This is a genomic window from Epibacterium sp. ABZ3_068 (assembly GCF_056159265.1).
Genome location: NZ_JBSWUV010000001.1, coordinates 2,890,339 through 2,906,469, shown reverse-complemented (window position 1 = coordinate 2,906,469; position 16,131 = coordinate 2,890,339). Strand labels below are relative to the sequence as shown.

18 protein-coding genes, 3 tRNA genes and 1 pseudogene are annotated in these 16,131 nt (G+C 57.2%); 12 read left to right on the top strand and 10 right to left on the bottom strand.

Features of this window, described 5'->3' with window-relative positions; genetic code table 11:
- Nucleotides 1–9 precede the first annotated feature (9 nt).
- Entirely contained in the window at nt 10–717 is a 708-nt protein-coding gene (locus ACXAEW_RS13915) for a helix-turn-helix transcriptional regulator (protein WP_474941886.1), read from the top strand.
- 23 nt (nt 718–740) lie between these two features.
- Here ACXAEW_RS13915 and ACXAEW_RS13910 read toward each other — a convergent pair whose 3' ends face one another.
- Complete coding sequence (locus tag ACXAEW_RS13910) at nt 741–1,151, bottom strand: SufE family protein (protein WP_474941885.1); 411 nt, start codon at nt 1,149–1,151, stop codon at nt 741–743.
- Nucleotides 1,152–1,294: 143 nt separating this feature from the next.
- Here ACXAEW_RS13910 and ACXAEW_RS13905 point away from each other — a divergent pair, with 143 nt between their 5' ends.
- Nucleotides 1,295–1,807, top strand: coding sequence for a hypothetical protein (locus ACXAEW_RS13905; protein ID WP_474941884.1), 513 nt, complete (start codon nt 1,295–1,297; stop codon nt 1,805–1,807).
- A 74-nt stretch (nt 1,808–1,881) separates the two neighbouring features.
- Nucleotides 1,882–2,202 carry a DnaJ family domain-containing protein gene (locus ACXAEW_RS13900; protein ID WP_474941883.1) on the top strand — a complete coding sequence of 107 codons (321 nt, stop codon included), beginning with the start codon at nt 1,882–1,884 and terminating at the stop codon, nt 2,200–2,202.
- A 13-nt stretch (nt 2,203–2,215) separates the two neighbouring features.
- Here the strand turns inward: ACXAEW_RS13900 and rnd are convergent, their stop codons facing one another.
- Nucleotides 2,216–3,373, bottom strand: a complete 1,158-nt coding sequence (gene rnd, locus ACXAEW_RS13895; RefSeq protein ID WP_474941882.1) for a ribonuclease D — start codon at nt 3,371–3,373, stop codon at nt 2,216–2,218.
- A gap of 226 nt (nt 3,374–3,599) precedes the next feature.
- Between rnd and ACXAEW_RS13890 the strand changes: the two genes are divergently transcribed.
- A complete protein-coding gene (locus tag ACXAEW_RS13890; protein WP_474941881.1) occupies nt 3,600–3,785 on the top strand; it encodes a hypothetical protein in 186 nt (61 codons plus the stop codon).
- Here the strand turns inward: ACXAEW_RS13890 and purN are convergent.
- The 3 genes from purN to ACXAEW_RS13875 form a co-directional block, all read right to left on the bottom strand.
- Nucleotides 3,782–4,381 carry a phosphoribosylglycinamide formyltransferase gene (gene purN, locus ACXAEW_RS13885; protein WP_474941880.1) on the bottom strand — a complete coding sequence of 200 codons (600 nt, stop codon included), beginning with the start codon at nt 4,379–4,381 and terminating at the stop codon, nt 3,782–3,784. The genes ACXAEW_RS13890 and purN overlap by 4 nt on opposite strands.
- Nucleotides 4,378–5,424, bottom strand: coding sequence for a phosphoribosylformylglycinamidine cyclo-ligase (gene purM / locus ACXAEW_RS13880; protein WP_474941879.1), 1,047 nt, complete (start codon nt 5,422–5,424; stop codon nt 4,378–4,380). Before purM ends, purN begins: the two co-directional genes overlap by 4 nt.
- 168 nt (nt 5,425–5,592) lie before the next feature.
- Entirely contained in the window at nt 5,593–6,561 is a 969-nt protein-coding gene (locus tag ACXAEW_RS13875) for an MBL fold metallo-hydrolase (protein WP_474941878.1), read from the bottom strand.
- 130 nt (nt 6,562–6,691) lie between these two features.
- On the opposite strand from ACXAEW_RS13875, the gene ACXAEW_RS13870 reads away from it, so the two are divergent.
- From ACXAEW_RS13870 to ACXAEW_RS13860, 3 genes are all read left to right on the top strand, one after another.
- Nucleotides 6,692–7,630 (top strand): LysR family transcriptional regulator, encoded by a 939-nt coding sequence (locus tag ACXAEW_RS13870; RefSeq protein ID WP_474941877.1) that lies wholly within the window; start codon nt 6,692–6,694, stop codon nt 7,628–7,630.
- 135 nt (nt 7,631–7,765) lie between these two features.
- Nucleotides 7,766–7,841 (top strand) — tRNA-Ile (locus ACXAEW_RS13865).
- Nucleotides 7,842–8,036: 195 nt separating this feature from the next.
- On the top strand, nt 8,037–8,372 hold the full coding sequence (locus ACXAEW_RS13860) for a hypothetical protein (protein ID WP_474941876.1): 336 nt from the start codon (nt 8,037–8,039) through the stop codon (nt 8,370–8,372).
- A gap of 24 nt (nt 8,373–8,396) precedes the next feature.
- Here the strand turns inward: ACXAEW_RS13860 and ACXAEW_RS13855 are convergent, their stop codons facing one another.
- Nucleotides 8,397–9,716 (bottom strand): ATP-binding protein, encoded by a 1,320-nt coding sequence (locus ACXAEW_RS13855; protein WP_474941875.1) that lies wholly within the window; start codon nt 9,714–9,716, stop codon nt 8,397–8,399.
- 80 nt (nt 9,717–9,796) lie between these two features.
- On the opposite strand from ACXAEW_RS13855, the gene ACXAEW_RS13850 reads away from it, so the two are divergent.
- The 3 genes from ACXAEW_RS13850 to ACXAEW_RS13840 all read left to right on the top strand — a co-directional run bounded on the left by ACXAEW_RS13850 (nt 9,797) and on the right by ACXAEW_RS13840 (nt 11,711).
- A complete protein-coding gene (locus ACXAEW_RS13850; protein ID WP_474943037.1) occupies nt 9,797–10,711 on the top strand; it encodes an MBL fold metallo-hydrolase in 915 nt (304 codons plus the stop codon).
- Nucleotides 10,712–10,780: 69 nt separating this feature from the next.
- A tRNA-Asn gene (locus tag ACXAEW_RS13845) sits at nt 10,781–10,855 on the top strand.
- Between the two features lie 196 nt (nt 10,856–11,051).
- Nucleotides 11,052–11,711, top strand: a complete 660-nt coding sequence (locus ACXAEW_RS13840) for a hypothetical protein (RefSeq protein WP_474941874.1) — start codon at nt 11,052–11,054, stop codon at nt 11,709–11,711.
- A gap of 4 nt (nt 11,712–11,715) precedes the next feature.
- Here the strand turns inward: ACXAEW_RS13840 and ACXAEW_RS13835 are convergent, their stop codons facing one another.
- The gene (locus ACXAEW_RS13835) at nt 11,716–12,198 is read right to left on the bottom strand and encodes a hypothetical protein (RefSeq protein WP_474941873.1); all 483 of its coding nucleotides are present in this window, start codon (nt 12,196–12,198) and stop codon (nt 11,716–11,718) included.
- Nucleotides 12,199–12,639: 441 nt separating this feature from the next.
- Here ACXAEW_RS13835 and ACXAEW_RS13830 point away from each other — a divergent pair.
- Both ACXAEW_RS13830 and ACXAEW_RS13825 read left to right on the top strand, forming a co-directional pair.
- Nucleotides 12,640–12,714 (top strand) — tRNA-Asn (locus ACXAEW_RS13830).
- 357 nt (nt 12,715–13,071) lie between these two features.
- Nucleotides 13,072–13,380 carry a GIY-YIG nuclease family protein gene (locus ACXAEW_RS13825; RefSeq protein ID WP_474941872.1) on the top strand — a complete coding sequence of 103 codons (309 nt, stop codon included), beginning with the start codon at nt 13,072–13,074 and terminating at the stop codon, nt 13,378–13,380.
- A gap of 251 nt (nt 13,381–13,631) precedes the next feature.
- Here the strand turns inward: ACXAEW_RS13825 and ACXAEW_RS13820 are convergent, their stop codons facing one another.
- The 3 genes and pseudogenes from ACXAEW_RS13820 to ACXAEW_RS13810 form a co-directional block, all read right to left on the bottom strand.
- The gene (locus tag ACXAEW_RS13820; protein ID WP_474941871.1) at nt 13,632–13,835 is read right to left on the bottom strand and encodes a hypothetical protein; all 204 of its coding nucleotides are present in this window, start codon (nt 13,833–13,835) and stop codon (nt 13,632–13,634) included.
- Nucleotides 13,836–13,880: 45 nt separating this feature from the next.
- On the bottom strand, nt 13,881–14,513 hold the full coding sequence (locus tag ACXAEW_RS13815) for a VapE domain-containing protein (RefSeq protein ID WP_474941870.1): 633 nt from the start codon (nt 14,511–14,513) through the stop codon (nt 13,881–13,883).
- Nucleotides 14,514–14,991: 478 nt separating this feature from the next.
- Nucleotides 14,992–16,020, bottom strand: a pseudogene (locus ACXAEW_RS13810) (IS5 family transposase).
- Between the last annotated feature and the right edge of the window lie 111 nt (nt 16,021–16,131).

Sequence of the window (16,131 nt, the reverse complement as noted above, 5' to 3'; positions counted from 1 at the left end):
TTTCAGTTTATGTCCAAATCCGATCGTCTCTTTCGTTTGTTGCATTTGATCCGGGGGCTGCGCCCGCCTGTGACGGCCGCGCGGTTGGCGGCGGCAATGGAGGTCACAGAGCGCACGATATATCGGGACATCAACAGCCTCCGCGCGGCGGGTGCCCGGATCGAGGGCGAAGCCGGGCTGGGCTATACAATGACCGAAGACCCCGCCCTGCCCCCGCAGACCTTCACCCAGATCGAACTGGAGGCGTTGACCCTGGGTCTTTCGGATGTGAACCAGCGTGGTGATGCGGATCTGGCTCAGGCGGCTAATGATGCGCTGGTCAAGATCCTCGCCACCCTGCCTGAGCGTCAACAACGTCAGGCCATGCACGCGGTGAACATTGTGCATCGGTTCAACGCGGTGCCAAGCCCCACCATCGACATGACCCTGTTGCGTGAAGCCATGTGGGCCGAGGAAGCGCTGGATATCGGCTACCGCGACCTGAAGGACGCAAAGACCACGCGTCGGATCTATCCGTTGGCGCTCTCGTATCTCGATCGCAACGTGATGCTATTGGCCTGGTGCTGCAAACGCGAAAATTTCCGCAGCTTTCACGTCACCCGGATCGAAGGTTACAGCAAAACCAACGAAAGCTTCCGCCCCCGTCGGGTCCCGCTCCTGCGCGCTTTTATCGAACGGCTCAAGGCGCGCGATCTGGCCCCCTGCCGAAACAGGTAAGCGTCGCTGCACGGGCCGAGGTATCAGGCGTTGGCCGCAGCGATCTCGCGCACACGCTCGATCATGGCGCGCAACCCGTTGGATCGCTGCGCTGACAGGTGATCGTTCAGCCCCAAACGGCCCAGTTCCGCGCGCGCATCCACCGCCAGAACATCCGCCAGCGCCAGACCATTGTAAAGTTTGCGCAGAACAGCAATTAGCCCACGCACAATCATCGCATCGCTTTCACCGTCAAACTGCAACACCCCGCCCTCGATTGTGGCGTGCAGCCAGACCTGGCTTGCACATCCGTCGACCTTGGTCGCCGGCACTTTCAGCGCTTCATCCAGTGGGTCCATCGCCTTGCCCAGATCGATCACATGGCGATAGCGATCTTCCCAATCCTCGAGGAATTCAAAATCTTCCACGATCTCTTCAAAGGCGGCAGTTGCCATGGCGAATGTCCTTCGTGTGTTGGTCAAAGTGATGCGTCTGGGCCCGTTGACGACCTATGCGGCCCGTCACAAGTTTTCAACCGCTTTTCAAGCGCCGCGCAATCGGGTAACCATTTGCCGAAACACTTAAACGGGCGGGCATCATGCAGAAATCCATCGCTGTTCTTTTGACCGGGGCGCTTGTCCTTTCCAGCTGCGGTACAATCCGCGACAGCAAGATCAACCCGCGCAATTGGTTCGGCCGCTCCGATGAGGTGCGTCGCGAGGTCGAAGCCGAAACCACAAACCCGCTGATCCCGATCGACGACAAGGTTAACATCACTCGCAAGGCCGAAGCCGACGACACCCGCGTGCTGATCACTTCGGTCATCGAATTGCGCGTGGAACGCACCCCCACCGGGGCAATCATCAACGTCGCGGGCCTGCCAAGCCGCCAAGGCGCATATAACGTTGGACTGCGCCGCAATGAGGAGTCCGAAGATGGTGTGCTGGAACTGGAGTTCCTGGTCGATTATCCCGAGTTTGCAACCGCACGGGGCAGCGAGTTCAGCCGCACAGTGCGCGCCGCCTACAGCCTGTCCAATGCGGACCTGCGCGACATCCGTCTGATCCGGGTGGTTGCCGCCGAAAACGCACGTGAAACCCGCCGCCGCTAAAACTTCAGCTTGGGCTTTGGCCTTCGGTCGTGCTGTGGCGGGGGCATAAATTGCCCCCCTTGGAGGACAGCCTCATGAAATGGCGTGACCTAGCAGAGCATCAGATCCAAAAAGCCAAGGCCGAAGGCCAGTTGGATGGTTTAGCTGGTGAAGGCAAACATCTGACACATCGCGACGCAGGAGATATCGTGGATGCAGGGATGGGCATTATGGCCCAAGCCGGAGTTCTTCCGCGAGAGATCGAGTTGAAGAAAGCCGTCGACGCCCAAACCGAAGTTCTGTCAAAGGCCACTGATCCGGAACAGAAAAAAGCCGAAATGCGCAAGCTGGCAGATCTGCAGCTGCGTCTGAATATCGAGCAGGAAGCGCGGCGCAAGTTCTACCGCACCTCCTGATACGGATTACAGATCAGAGCTCGACCACATCCACGCTTTGACCACGTGCAACCAGCGCAATTTCCCCGGCGCACAGACGCAGCGCATCCAGACCAAAGACCTCTTTGCGCCAACCGCTGAGGGCAGGCACATCCCGTTGACCAGCCGCAATTGCATCCAGATCGGCACTTGGTGCGATCAGCTTGGCCGCGACGCCTGCCGTTTCGGTCTTTGCCTTCAATAACACCCGCAAAAGATCTGCCAAAGCTGGGTTCACTTGCATCTTGTCCTTGCTGCGATCGGGTTTTGGCATCTTGTCCGCCGGACAGTTCACTCCGCGTGCCACGGCCGCCAGAATGCCTTCGGCAATCGCGCCCTTGCGGGCCTCGCGCAGCAGAAGGCGAGAATTACCCAGATCCGCTGCGTTTTTCGGCTTGGTCGAGGCCAGTTCAACCAGCACGTCATCCTTGAAAACCCGGTTGCGCGGGACATTGTTGGTCTGCGCATAGTCTTCCCGAAAGGCTGCCAGTTCCCGAACGATGGCCAGAAACCGCGCGGAATTGGTGCGCGTTTTCACGCGACGCCAGGCGTCTTCCGGGCGAATGTCATAGGTCTCGGGGTTTGTGAGCACCCGCAGCTCTTCTTCCAGCCAATGGGCACGACCGCTCTTGGCCAGCTCTTTGCTGAGGAATTCATAAATCACCCGCAGGTGGGTCACATCGGCAATCGCGTAAGTCTTCTGTGCGTCGCTCAAAGGGCGGCGTGACCAATCGGTAAAACGCGAGCTTTTATCGAGATTTTGCTTGGCGATCTTGCGCACCAACGTCTCGTATCCGACCTGTTCGCCAAAGCCACAGACCATCGCGGCCACCTGGGTATCAAACAGGGGTTTGGGAAACACCTTTGCGTCGACCCAGAAAATCTCCAGATCCTGACGCGCCGCGTGGAAGACCTTTACCACCGCTTCATTGCGGAACAGATCATAAAGGGGCTCCAGCGACAGTCCCTCAGCCAGAGGATCCACCAGAACCGCGTCTGTTTCACCATCGCCATCAAAGGCCAGCTGGAGCAAGCAGAGTTTCGAGTAATAGGTCCGCTCGCGCAAAAACTCTGTATCCACAGTAACATAGGAATGCCCTGCGGCTTCGGTGCAGAACTGTTCCAACTCTTCGGTCGTGGTAAGGGTTTTCATCAATCGCGGCTTTTCTTGTTACTCTTGGCGTTTATCCGGATGTGATACGCTCTTGTCACAGCCAATGCAAACAAGTGCCGCAGCAACAGTGAATTTCCTGTGACGGCAGAAACGGTGCGCGCCCCAAAGCTTCACGATACGTGATGCTTTACAGAAAAATCATTCATTTTGAGAATGCCGGCGTCGCCCTTAGGTTCACCTTACACCCAGAAAAGGAGACGCAGCCATGTCTGTTCGTGAACACATACCAAACGCGCCAATCTTTCATCTGCACCTGAACGTCCTGTCCCCGGTCCTGGCCGGGGTTGCCTTGATCGTCCTGTTGGGCTTGCCTGCATTGAACGCGCCAAGCCAGCCGGACGGGGACTTGGATTGGCACGGCAATTCAGCCTCGGCTGGTGGCCAGCGTTAAGGCAGCAGAACCGGAGTTTTGTCACCAGCGGCAAAGCGGCGCAATACGGCGGGGTACAGCTTGTGCTCTTGTACAAGAACCCGTGCGGCCAGATCGTCAGGGGTATCACCGGCCTGAACCGGCACCCGCGCCTGCCCCAGAATCGGGCCATCATCCAGCAGCGGCGTCACTTCGTGAACGGTGCAGCCATGTTCGGCGTCACCGGCCTCAAGCGCGCGCGCATGGGTGTGAAGCCCTTTGTATTTCGGCAAAAGCGACGGGTGGATGTTCAGCATCCGCCCGTCGAACTGGCCGACAAAATCCGCAGTCAGAACCCGCATGAACCCCGCAAGGCACACGATATCTGCACCGGCCTCCAGGATTGGCTTGACCAGTTCCGCTTCAAACGCAGCCCGATCCCCCTTAAAGGGGCGGTGATCCACGGCGGCCGTTGGGATCCCCATGGCGGCAGCCTTGGCCAAACCGCCGGCGTCCGCGCTATTGGCCAGCACCAGACAGGGGCGAGCCGGATGCTCCCCCACCATACTCTCGGCCAGCGACACCATATTGGAGCCGCCGCCCGAAATCAGAATAGCGACTTTCTTGGGCGTGCTCACAGCAGCGAGCCTGTGTAACGGATGCCTGCACCTTGGGTTACGGTACCGATACGGGTGACGGTCTCTCCCTCACCTTCCAATACCTCGACCAGCGCATCTGCACGGTCAGCTGCAACGGACAGAATCATGCCCTGACCACAGTTGAAGGTTTTCAGCATCTCAGAGGCTTCAATCCCGCCGGTTTCAGCCATCCATTTGAAGACCGCCGGTAGTTCCCAGCTGTCGAGATCAATGTCCGCCCCCAGATCCTCGGGCAGAACACGCGGCAGGTTTTCAGTCAGGCCACCGCCGGTGATATGGGCCAGCGCACGAACGCCCCCTGCCCGCACCGCCGCCAGACATTGTTTGACATACAGCCGTGTGGGCGTCAGCAGAACCTCGCCCACGGTGCCTTCGCCAAATGGGCAGGCATCATCCCAGGCCAGCCCCGCAACATCCACCAGTTTGCGCACCAACGAATAGCCGTTGGAATGCACACCGTCAGACGCCAGCGCCAGCAGAACATCCCCTTCCTGAACGCCCGCAGGCAGCGCAGTACCACGTTCCATTGCACCAACCGAAAATCCGGCGAGGTCAAAGTCGCCTTCGGGATACATCCCCGGCATCTCGGCGGTTTCACCACCAATCAGCGCACAGTTGGAGCGCACGCAGCCCTCGGCAATGCCTTCGATGATACGCGCGGCAATTTCGGTTTCCAGTTTTCCGGTTGCAAAATAATCCAGGAAGAACAGCGGCTCTGCCCCTTGGCAAACCAGATCGTTCACACACATGGCAACCAGATCTATACCAACGCCATCAACAACACCCGTGTCGATCGCAATACGCAGTTTGGTACCTACGCCATCGGTGGCGGCAACCAGTACCGGATCGGTATAGCCTGCGTCCTTCAGATCAAACAGAGCGCCAAAGCCACCCAGCCCGCTCATGACGCCAGAGCGATTGGTGCGTTTTGCAGCCGGTTTGATCCGGTCCACCAGGGCATTGCCCGCATCAATATCAACACCTGCGTCTGCGTATGTCAGACCGTTTTTGCCAGTGGTCATCTTTGGCTCCTTTGCAATGGATGCGCTGCCTTTACCGCAAGCCGCTGCCAAAGGGAACATGCGAATGACGCCTAATCTGCATGCGAACAGGACGACCGCCACCGCTCAGACAAAAACCCTGCCCGCCGGGGCGGACAGGGCAAAGTTTAAGCATGTGTAAGTGTTTTATTAGACAGCAAACTGCCAAGGGGCTGCAGCAAAGCCATAAGCCGCGCCCTTGCGGATCACCTTACCCAAGCCCGGGAATTCAATATGGGCGCCGGTGACCAGCATCTTGTCTGCGGACGCGCGGTCCAGCATTTTCTTCCGGGTTTCGACGGTCAAAACCGGATCGGTGTCAAAGGCCACGGTCCACTCGGGCAAAGCGAACTGCAGGCCGGTCAGGTGGATTACATCTCCCCAAAGCAGCAGGGATTCGGTTCCGCCATCCAGCATGTAACCAGAGTGACCAGGAGTGTGCCCCGGCAAAGGCAGGGAGGTAAAGCCCGGCGCCACTTCGACTTCGCCATCAAATTTTTTCAGGCGGTCCGCATAAGGTGCGGTGGTGTTGCGCGCCATTTCAAAGAACGGGCGATTGCCTTCGGGAACAGACGCCATGATGCCATCGTCATACCAAAAACCATGCTCGGTCGCGGAAACAACCAGCTCGGCATTCGGGAAAACCGCGTGCCCCTCTGCATCCACCAGGCCGCCAGAGTGGTCGGGGTGCATATGCGTCAGCAGGATAGTGGAAATCTGTTCAGGTTTGACACCGGTTGCAGCCAGCGACGCTGCCAGATTGCCCAGGGTTGGGCCAAAAAGACCTGCCGCGCCTGCGTCCAGCAGTGTGTATTTGCCTGCTTTTTCGATCAGGTAGCCGCTCACTGGGATCGGCATGCCCTGCTCACCAAAACCAAACAGCGTGTCCGCCAGAACGTCATCAGCTTTGGCCTGGTCAAACGGGGAAATGATCTGCGAGGCGATGGCAATGTGGCCATCCAGAAGCGCGGTGACCTTTGCATCCCCAACTGTAAAGCTGTGAATGGTGCCGGTTTTGGCCGGGGCCGCTTCAGCATGGGCAACTTGGGTCAAGCCCCCAGCTGCAACGACAGGAGCCGCCAGGGTCGCGCCCAAAATCTGTCTGCGATTGATAGCCATTACTACTTCTCCAATAAGGCATGTGGGAAAATTCGACTGTAAATGCAAACTAGTGGGTAGTATTGTCGGGCACTATCCCCATATTCCTGATGACACCCTATTAGCGACGCTTATAACCCGAGGATGTGCCATGGATCGTCTTGGATTGCTGCAAACCCTGATCACCGCTCTGGATGAAGGCAGCCTGAACCGTGCGGCTCGGCGCCAGGGCATCACACAATCCGCAGTCAGCCAGCAGATCCGCCAGCTTGAAGCGCATTTTGGCCAGCAATTGTTATTACGAACCGCCACCGGTGTCCATGCCACACGGGCGGGTGCCACCGCAGCGCAGCATGCGCGACAGTTGCTGATGGGCTACGCCGCGCTTGAAGCAGATCTGGAGGAGCAAAGCGACCGCCTGTCCGGCACCTACAGAATTTCCGTGGGCACCGTTCTGGGGCAGGCGGTCATGGGACCGCTTCTGATGCGGATGAAACACGCCTACCCCGATCTGGACATCGTGATGTCCATGGAGGATCGCATCGTGGATGTGGTCCGTGAAAATTTTGACCTCGCACTGCGCGCAGGCACCATGGGTAACAGCGATGGTTTCTGCCGCAAGATTGCAGAGCTGGAAACCGTGCTGGTGGCCGCCCCTGATTATCTACGCACCCATGGAGCGCCACAGCACCCCGACGAGCTGCAAGATCTGAAGTTCATCCGCTACAATGACGAATCTTCCAACAACCTCCTGCGGTTGAAGCACAAGACCCTCAGCATTGATGCGCCGGTCACCCCCGGTTTCACCTCGAGCGATCCACATCTGACCATTCAGGCGCTCAAAGGAGGGATGGGCTTTGCCCGTGTGGTGCGCGTCATCGCCGATGATCACCTGGCTGACGGTTCACTTGTGCAGATCCTGCCGGCCTATACGCCGCAGCCCAAATATGTCTATGCCGTCTACCCATCCCAAAACGGTCTGGACCGCACACAGCAAGCCATCGTGGACGGCTTCCTCGCCGCCATAACCGAGGCCGTGCCGCCCAAAGGCAAGAGCGTCGGAAAACATCTGGAACTCATCACCGCGTGACATGGCGTTGGGTTCGTCGCGGGTCTTGAAGGATCTCAATTGAGATTTGGAAAACACAGCCGCGACAAACCCACTCCAGAGCCGCGGCTGCCCTCTTGACCTTCCTCGCGTCAAAGCGTAGCCAAGCACCACGGCGGGCCTGTAGCTCAACGGTTAGAGCAGAGCGCTCATAACGCTTTGGTTGCAGGTTCGAATCCTGCCGGGCCTACCATTCCCCGCAAAACTTATAAGATTTCGAACCGCTTACTTCCCGCGCCCCCGCTTATGCGGCCCTTCTGAGCGGAACCGGTCCTTTTGCCCGTTTAGACACCCCTGCTGCGCTGTCCGACGGTTCTGGGAGACAGGCTTTGATCCCCGCGACGCCACAAGAACGAGCATTTCACGCAAAGCTGATGATAAGCTGCACATGCATAAGGCCCGTTTTAATCCTTCCCGGCTTATTCATAACTTTACCGTTCCGGCGGCCTATAACGAACTGACTGAACCGGCGAGGGGGCTGTTGATGCCTGTGGCAATTGTAATGTTTCCGGATGACACCATCCCCGCCGTCCTGCATGAGGACAGCGGCACGGATTTGGTGCTGCGCCTGAATGGAATTGCCGATCCCCCCACCCCTCTCAAAGAAGCCTCCGCGCGGCTCTGGCTCCTCAGCCTGCCTGCGCCTTCCGGCTGGTTTAACAGTATCGGCGCAGCGCGGCTGCATATCGAAAGCTGGATCTCGGACCGCGATATCACCCAATAGGTGCCCCCGTCGCGCAAAGGCTCATCATCGCCCGATCACCAGATCGGCCTGAAGCCCACCCAGGGCCTCGCTTGCCCCCAATCGCAACACGCCCCCATGCGCGCGGGCCACATCAGCCACAATCGCCAAGCCCAGACCGACACCGCTCCCCTTGTTCTGGTTGCGAGCAGGATCCAGCCGGGTGAAGGGGCGCACCGCTTCACTCCATTGGGATTGCGGGATACCGGGTCCGTCATCTTCCACACGGATCCGCAACGCATTTTCCGTCACCGAAACCGAGACCCGCGCCCGCGTGCCATATCGTACCGCATTTGAGATCAAATTCTCAATCGCGCGGCGCATCCCGCCCGATTTAAGCGTGACAAGGCCAGAGCCGACCAAATCGCCCAACATCACATCCTTGCCCTGCCGCTGCCAGTCCCCGACAATGGTTTTGGCCAGTTCATGCGCATCCACCTCTTCGGGAGCGCTGGTGGTGACCCCACGCGAAAAATCCAGGAACGCATCCAGCAGCGATTGCATCTCGTCCACGTCCCGCAGCATGGGTTCAGCGTCTTCCTCGTCCAGCATTGCCAGGCCCAGCCGCAGGCGCGTCAGCGGTGTGCGCAGATCATGACTGACCCCCGACAGGATTAGGGTGCGCTGTTCGATCTGACGTTCAATCCGGGCTCGCATATCAACAAAGGCAGTGCCGGCGGCCTTTACCTCGGCAGCGCCACGAGGATTATAGGGCACATTACGCCCGCGTCCGAAGGCCTGCGCGGCTTCGGCCAGTTTCTTGATCGGCCGCAGCTGATTGCGCATGTAAACAAAAGAAATCACGGTCATCAGAAAGCTGAAGATCACAAGCGTCACGATCAGCTGGTGCGGTGCAGCAGCAGTGACACGACGTTGGTCAAACACCAGTTTCAACGGCCCCAAATGGGTGCCGATCACAATGGCGGCTATCTTGCTGTTAGGCATCTGCACCGCAATCACATGCGGCAGGTTGCTGCGCAACGTATCCCTCACAACCCGGCCGGAAAACTCGGTCCAACTCAGGATATCCCGTTCCGCCGGGGCGTCTGAGGGCAGAAAGCGCGCCTCGATCCGCAGGGGCCGCAAATAGGGAGTAAGGTTTTGCAGGGCTTCGGCCTGGCTGTCTGACTGCGCGATCACCTCTTCCAGAAGCGCGATCTCACGCATGATCGTATAGGTCATCTGCCCGGTCACATCGGTCAGATCCCGCCGCACAAACGAGGTCGACACCACCAGTTGCAACACCACCACCGGCAGCACCAGGATCAATGCCGCCCGCCCATACAGGCTGCGCGGGATATAATTATTGAGCCGACTGCGTGCCATCAGGTAACCCTATTTGTAACTGCTCATAAGAGGTTCATTTCTTCAGGGCGATCATAATGGGATTGAGAGGCAAGGACAGTATGAAAGCGGATTTTGATTACCCCCAGCCGTATGGAACTGCTGTAGAAATCACCTCGCAGGTTCGCTTGCTGCTGTGCTCCAATCCCTCCCCGATGACCTTCAAGGGGACAAATACCTATCTTGTTGGCACAAAAGACCTGGCCGTAATTGATCCGGGGCCTCAAAACGACACACATCTGAACGCGATTCTGGGAGCTCTCACCCCGGAACAGACCATCACCCATATTATTGTCACACACAGCCATTTGGACCACAGCCCGCTTGCCCGACCGCTCAGCGACGCGACCGGCGCTGAGATCCTGGCCTTTGGTGATGCGGTGGCGGGGCGCAGTAAAATCATGCAGGAGATCGCAGCCCAAGGGCTGGCAGGGGGCGGCGAAGGCATCGACCATGACTTCCAGCCTGATCGCAACCTTTCAGATGGTGATGTGGTGGCCGGATCGGACTGGCAGCTTGAGGTCATTCACACGCCCGGCCATCTTGGCAACCATATCAGCCTGGCGCTGGACGATCTTTGTTTTACCGGTGACCACGTAATGGGCTGGGCCAGCTCACTGGTCTCCCCTCCGGACGGCGATCTGAGCGATTTCATGACCTCCTGTGACCGGCTTCTGCAGCGGCAGTGGAGGGCCTTCCTGCCGGGCCATGGGGCGCCGGTTTGCGCCCCTGACGCGCGGCTACGCTGGCTTGTCGAACATCGCAGAGCGCGCGAGGGCGCCATTTTGAACGAGCTCTCCAAAGCATCAGCAACAGTGTTCATTTTAACCCGTGCAATTTACACAGAAACTCCCCCCGCCCTTCTGCCAGCGGCTGAGCGCAATGTCTTTGCCCACCTTGTTGATTTGCATCAGAAAAAACGCGTGTCATGCCGTGGCTCGCTCGGCTTCGCCAGCGAATTTTCCCGCCTTTCCTAAAAATTTTGAGATTTTTTGCAGGAACCCTCTGGACGCCTAGAAAAACCCCCGCTATATCGCTCGGACCGTTCCGGCGTAGCTCAGCGGTAGAGCAGTTGACTGTTAATCAATTGGTCGTAGGTTCGATCCCTACCGCCGGAGCCAAAGAATTCAAGGGCTTAGAGGCTTGATCCTCTAGGCCTTTTTTCTATTGGGAACGCCGAGGGAACAATCCACTATGTGTTAGTTTTGTTCCCAACAACTGTTTGCTCCTGCCGTGATTCATCTGTTGGCCGAAGTCTGATTTCCGGGCAAGTTGATGCTACGCTTGGTTCTGATTTGCGCATCGAAGGGCATTGTTATGTTTAAAGCACTTTTAGAAGGTCTGTTCAGAACACCGAGTAAGGATGAAGAATCTAGTTCACCGGCTACCGCGCAAACTAATACCAGAAGTGTGCAAGCACCTGCCTTCCCAAAGCAAGAGCTGACTTTCAACCCCGATACGATCACCAGCGACGCTATTGATGAAGCATTCGAGCACTTAGGCTTGCTAAAACCGTCTGCGAAGCCCTCTATTGATGCCGCTATCCATCGCTGCATGGCTGAAGGGTTCAAAGCTGTGGCTCTGTCACATCGAAAAGACGGGGAGCAACTGAGCAAAGAGGAAAAGAAAGCGCTTGGGATCAGGTCGAACGCCTTCATGTCCAAGCGGGCCGCAAGTGAGCTGTCCGAGAAGGGCAAGCTAAAGCCGCTAGAGGCACATTATCTAACACTATGGCGCGCAGATTTTACGGTAGATCGTGCCAAGCGCATTCTGACAGCCTCTGGCCACGAGTTCGGACGTATCAGCCAACTTGGCGCTCACCGTGACGGCTGCGCTTTCTGCACCGAAAACTACGATTCATATATTGACCCATTCACAGCATCGCCTTTCCCACCCGCAGAGTGTCCCAATGCAGCTTGCGGGATGATGTACCATGCATCTGTTGATTGGGTAGCGGTGCACAAAAGTCGGCGTTAGACGCTCACCCATCCCAATCAACCAGCGCAAATGCTTGCGACGGGTCCACCCCCGCTTCTTTCGCCATTGCCAGCGCTTGAATGATGCCAGCCGCAGCGCGGCGCGCACGTCCGCTTGCGTCAAAGGCTTGCAAGGGGCGCACAACGTCAATGGTCACGGGGTTGCCCAGCTTGTTCTGGGCTTCCTCTGCCAGCAAGGCGAAGATCGGCTCCAAGGTCCATTGGGCTAGGTGGCGTTGCGCTGCCCTCACCTTCGGGCCGGTTGTGCTGGCATTGGCAAGGGCGGGCAGAACGCCATAAGCGTTGCTGTTAGACTGCCGAGCACTTTCGAGCGTTTCCAGCGACATGCTTTTCTGCATATCCGGGGTTACGTCCAGTGCCTTCCAATCCTTCGCCGGTGCTGGACCACCTGCCGCCGTGATTGCCACGTTTTCCCGAAATAGAACCCGGCCACGCTTACCACGAAACCCACGCGCCAGAGCGCCCATTTCAAGATCTACCGCCTCTGGAAATGTCACAATCTGAGGGGGCGATTAGGGCTATCGAGAAGCGAAACGACCAGAACTGGGAAAGCTCACCCGGTCCAGCAAGAGTGAAAGATCATGGATTCTGTTCGTTTTTTTTCCAGGACAAACGCCCCTTTTGCGGGCGTCACCAGCCTCCCGAAGAAGCTTCAAAACATCGGTATGGGCAAGACCCGCGTCCAGCAAATGGACAAGACGGGATTTCCTGCAGAGAGCAGGTTCAGTTTGACTATTCGGTCAATTGTTTCGCACGCGAAACAATTGACCGTACGGTCGAAATGCAACGCCTGTTGGCAGTTGTCTTGAGTTGCAAACCAGCCTGGTTAAACTTCTAAAATTTCTTTGGGACAAGTGCACTTTTCCTCTGGACGGCTAAAGCGGATATCCCTATATGACGCAGCACATTCCGGCGTAGCTCAGCGGTAGAGCAGTTGACTGTTAATCAATTGGTCGTAGGTTCGATCCCTACCGCCGGAGCCAAAGATTTCAAGGACTTAGCACTCATCCGCTAAGTCCTTTTTCTTTTCAAGTACAGAATAAGTACAGCAAACACAGCCCAAGATAGCAAATGTTTCTCGCCAAGCCTTCTGGAACTGGTCGAAACGCAAAGCCGACTTTCCCAAACCTGTTTCGGAAGGACCAAATGGCCCCACATACAAGGTCGAGGACTTCAAAACTTGGCTCGAGAACGATGGGAAAGCGATTGGTGGAGCGCTGGTCGGCGCTAACTCTGTCGCAGAAGATCTCCTGGCGACTGATCCGAAAAACGCAAGGTCCGCAATTGAAGCCCTAAGTGCTGTTAAGAAAAAGCGGCTGCGGCAAGAACTGACCGCCAAAATGGAGTTCTTGCGCGAACTGGAAGCCGAACTGGATGCGGTCAAACAGCCAGAACACATTTTTGACCCACCGAATCCGAATTACATGGGCCGATTTACTGCTGCGGCCCTGCTGATCCAACCCCGTCACCCTCTCTCGGAAGTCGAAAAATTCTACGGTGCGGGTGTCTATGCGCTCTATTTCAAGGGCGACTACCCTGCATACGAAAAGATTTCAGGAAAGGAGACGCCTCTTTATACAGGCAAGGCTGATCCCAAGATTGCGCGTGCTGAAAACCCCGCGAGCCCCGCAATTGGAACCGTTGCATAATGTGATGAACGCTGGCCTACACGGTTGGCTCAGTTGGCAACGGCCCTCCACTGATATTTTGTTAGACGGGACATCTTCCTAAGCCCTTGATTGGCCTTTCACTTATGGAGAGGTCGACATCTGGGCACGGTATCGAGCACAGTTTTCTGGCTGATTTCCATCCAAAATGAAACGACGCAGCAGGTCTAGCCCGCTGCGTCGCCTATGGCTACAATGCCCCAAGTGGTTGCAGCCACTTGGATTGGTGCGGATCAGTCCAGAAAGTCTACGTCAGGAAACTGGTTTCTGGCCAAGACCAAAGCAATTGCCGGGGGTACAGATTTGCCATCGGCAATCTGCTCTGCAACACCAACCAATTCGCCTTGCAATTGGACTTCAGCGTCATCGAGCTGATCGGACAATTCGTCTCGGCGTTGTTCCAGTTTGACAGCGTTTGAAATCACCATTCCAGTCATGCTGCCACTGGACCTGTCCCTCTTTCGTGCCGCCCCGGTGCTAGTTTAGTTGATATGTCCAAACTGACGGAGATAGAGCAGAAACTCGTCACCCTTTTCGCCGTAGATGGGGCGGGTAATTGCTGCAATCTTGGAAGGCATCCGCCGGTCACTGGCCGGTTTGATCCGGTTCATCCTCATCAAGCTCATTTGGGTGCCTATTCTGTCTTCATCACTGTGCTTGGCTGCCCGAAGACCGGCCAATTCGGCAAACTCGTGGACCCAGACACCTTCCTGGTTCATGGCTGCATCATTGTTCCGAAGATCACCAAGCTCTGCGTCACTGAACCAATCCGGGGAAAACAGATCCCGAATGCCCGTAGATTTCAAAGAGCCTTGCGGCCCCTTGATGACTGGCATCGTGTCCAGCTTGCAGCCGGGTTGCCTTTGACGAGCCACGGCCCCGACCATATAGCATTGTGAGACGGCCTCGGTGTATTCGTCTCGGCCACATTGAAAGGCAACAGTAAAGAGGTCCTTCACCCGACTTGTCCCATCCCAAGTCAGGCTATCCAGATAGTCCAGGATTGGGTTGAACTTGTAGAAATAGGCAACGGTCGTGATTGCGTCCTGCACGTTTTCCTTGGACGGCTGGTAGTCCTTACGCTGGTGCTGTTCCATCAAGAAAGTGCGGGTCAACAGGAGCAACTTGTCAGTCAGCACACGGTCTGGAGCGACATATAAGGTGACACTTTTGGCGACTGGAACCCCCTTGTTTTGTGGGGCTTCCTGATAGCGCCGACATCTAACTTGCCATTTCCCGACACGTAACTTGCAACTCATCGAACAAAGAAGCGCTGCAACGCCAACCCACGGCAATTCTCAATAAATCTCAACCCAATGACACGTCTTCGCGCCTGAAAATTCCCCTCGGCATTGACCGACACTGACTGCGTGTAGATTCCAAACCCTTTCGATCGATAGAAGAGAAAATTCGGTCACTTGCCACAAGGCATACAGACCGAAATGAGCTTTGTTTGTCGCTAGGTTTCACTCGAAAGATCGTCAGCAGCACAGATCGCGTCCAATACCTTCAATACCCCTCTGAGTTCCAGTCTCACGACGCTCTGTTGCACAAATCGGCTGATGGCCGGGGTTCCCCTTAGCCCGGGCACACTTATCCCACGGCCTCGGTGACAGGGATGCCGAGCGCGGTGTAGCCGTTCAGGACGGCGATGCGGACCTAGAGTTCGGTGACCTGACGGTCAAAGTCCCGTGCCATGCCCCGCTCGGCAACACATTCGCAGAATGTGTGAGAGGAGGCCGCTGGCCCAGCAGTTTCACACAATACATCCAATCGTCGGGAAAATGATCCCCCAGATCATTTTCTGACCCTCCTCATATCTCGACGCGGCTTCGGCGGTGGTATCCGCTCCATCGTCGCCAGAGGGCACGACCAAGGTATTTCGATGCCCGCAGTGCTTCGTTTCGCGCGACCGCGCCGGCGGTGACTGTCTTCCACGGTTTGGCATTCTTGCGAGGCGGAATGACAGCGTGGGCGCCGCGATCCGCGATTGCATCGTGGCATTTTCGGGTGTCGTAGGCACCGTCGGCGGTGACGCTGCCGATCCGCTCGTGCGCCGGGATCTGTTTGAGCAGGTCGGGTAACACCGGCGCATCGCCGATGTGGCTCCCTGTGATCTCCACGGCCCGAACCTCCAGCGTGTCCTCATCAATCCCCAGATGGATCTTGCGCCAGACGCGCCGCTTGGGACCACCATGCTTGCGGGCGTGCCACTCACCTTCACCCTCCACCTTGATCCCGGTGCTATCGATTAACAGGTGCAGCGGGCCCTTCGACCCACGATAGGGGATGTTGACGGCCAGGGTTCGATTGGGCTTTCGCGGCCCCACAGGGGCCACGGTCCCGTCTCACTCTGGCGGCGGGACAGGGTGCTGAAATCGGGCACCGCCCAGTCGAGACCAACCAACCGCAACAGGCTTTCGACGAAACCGTTCGCCATGCCGAACAAAACCTTCATCGAAAGGCACGTCTGGATAGCGGCATCTCTATAGGTCTGCTGTCGGCCACGCCTGCCTGTCGGCACGCCATCACAGCTCATCTCAGGGTCGAACCAGATCGTCAGCGATCCCCGGCGCTTTAGCGCTTCGCTCGCCATTGGGCTAGAACCAATGGCGCCTCAATGGCTCGCTAGGCTGGCCAGTTCCTGGTCTTGTAGGTCGGGGGTGTGGGTCAGCTCATGCATCCCGGCTACCACGCTGGATTCACAAGATGAATCCCTCACGAGATTTGTGC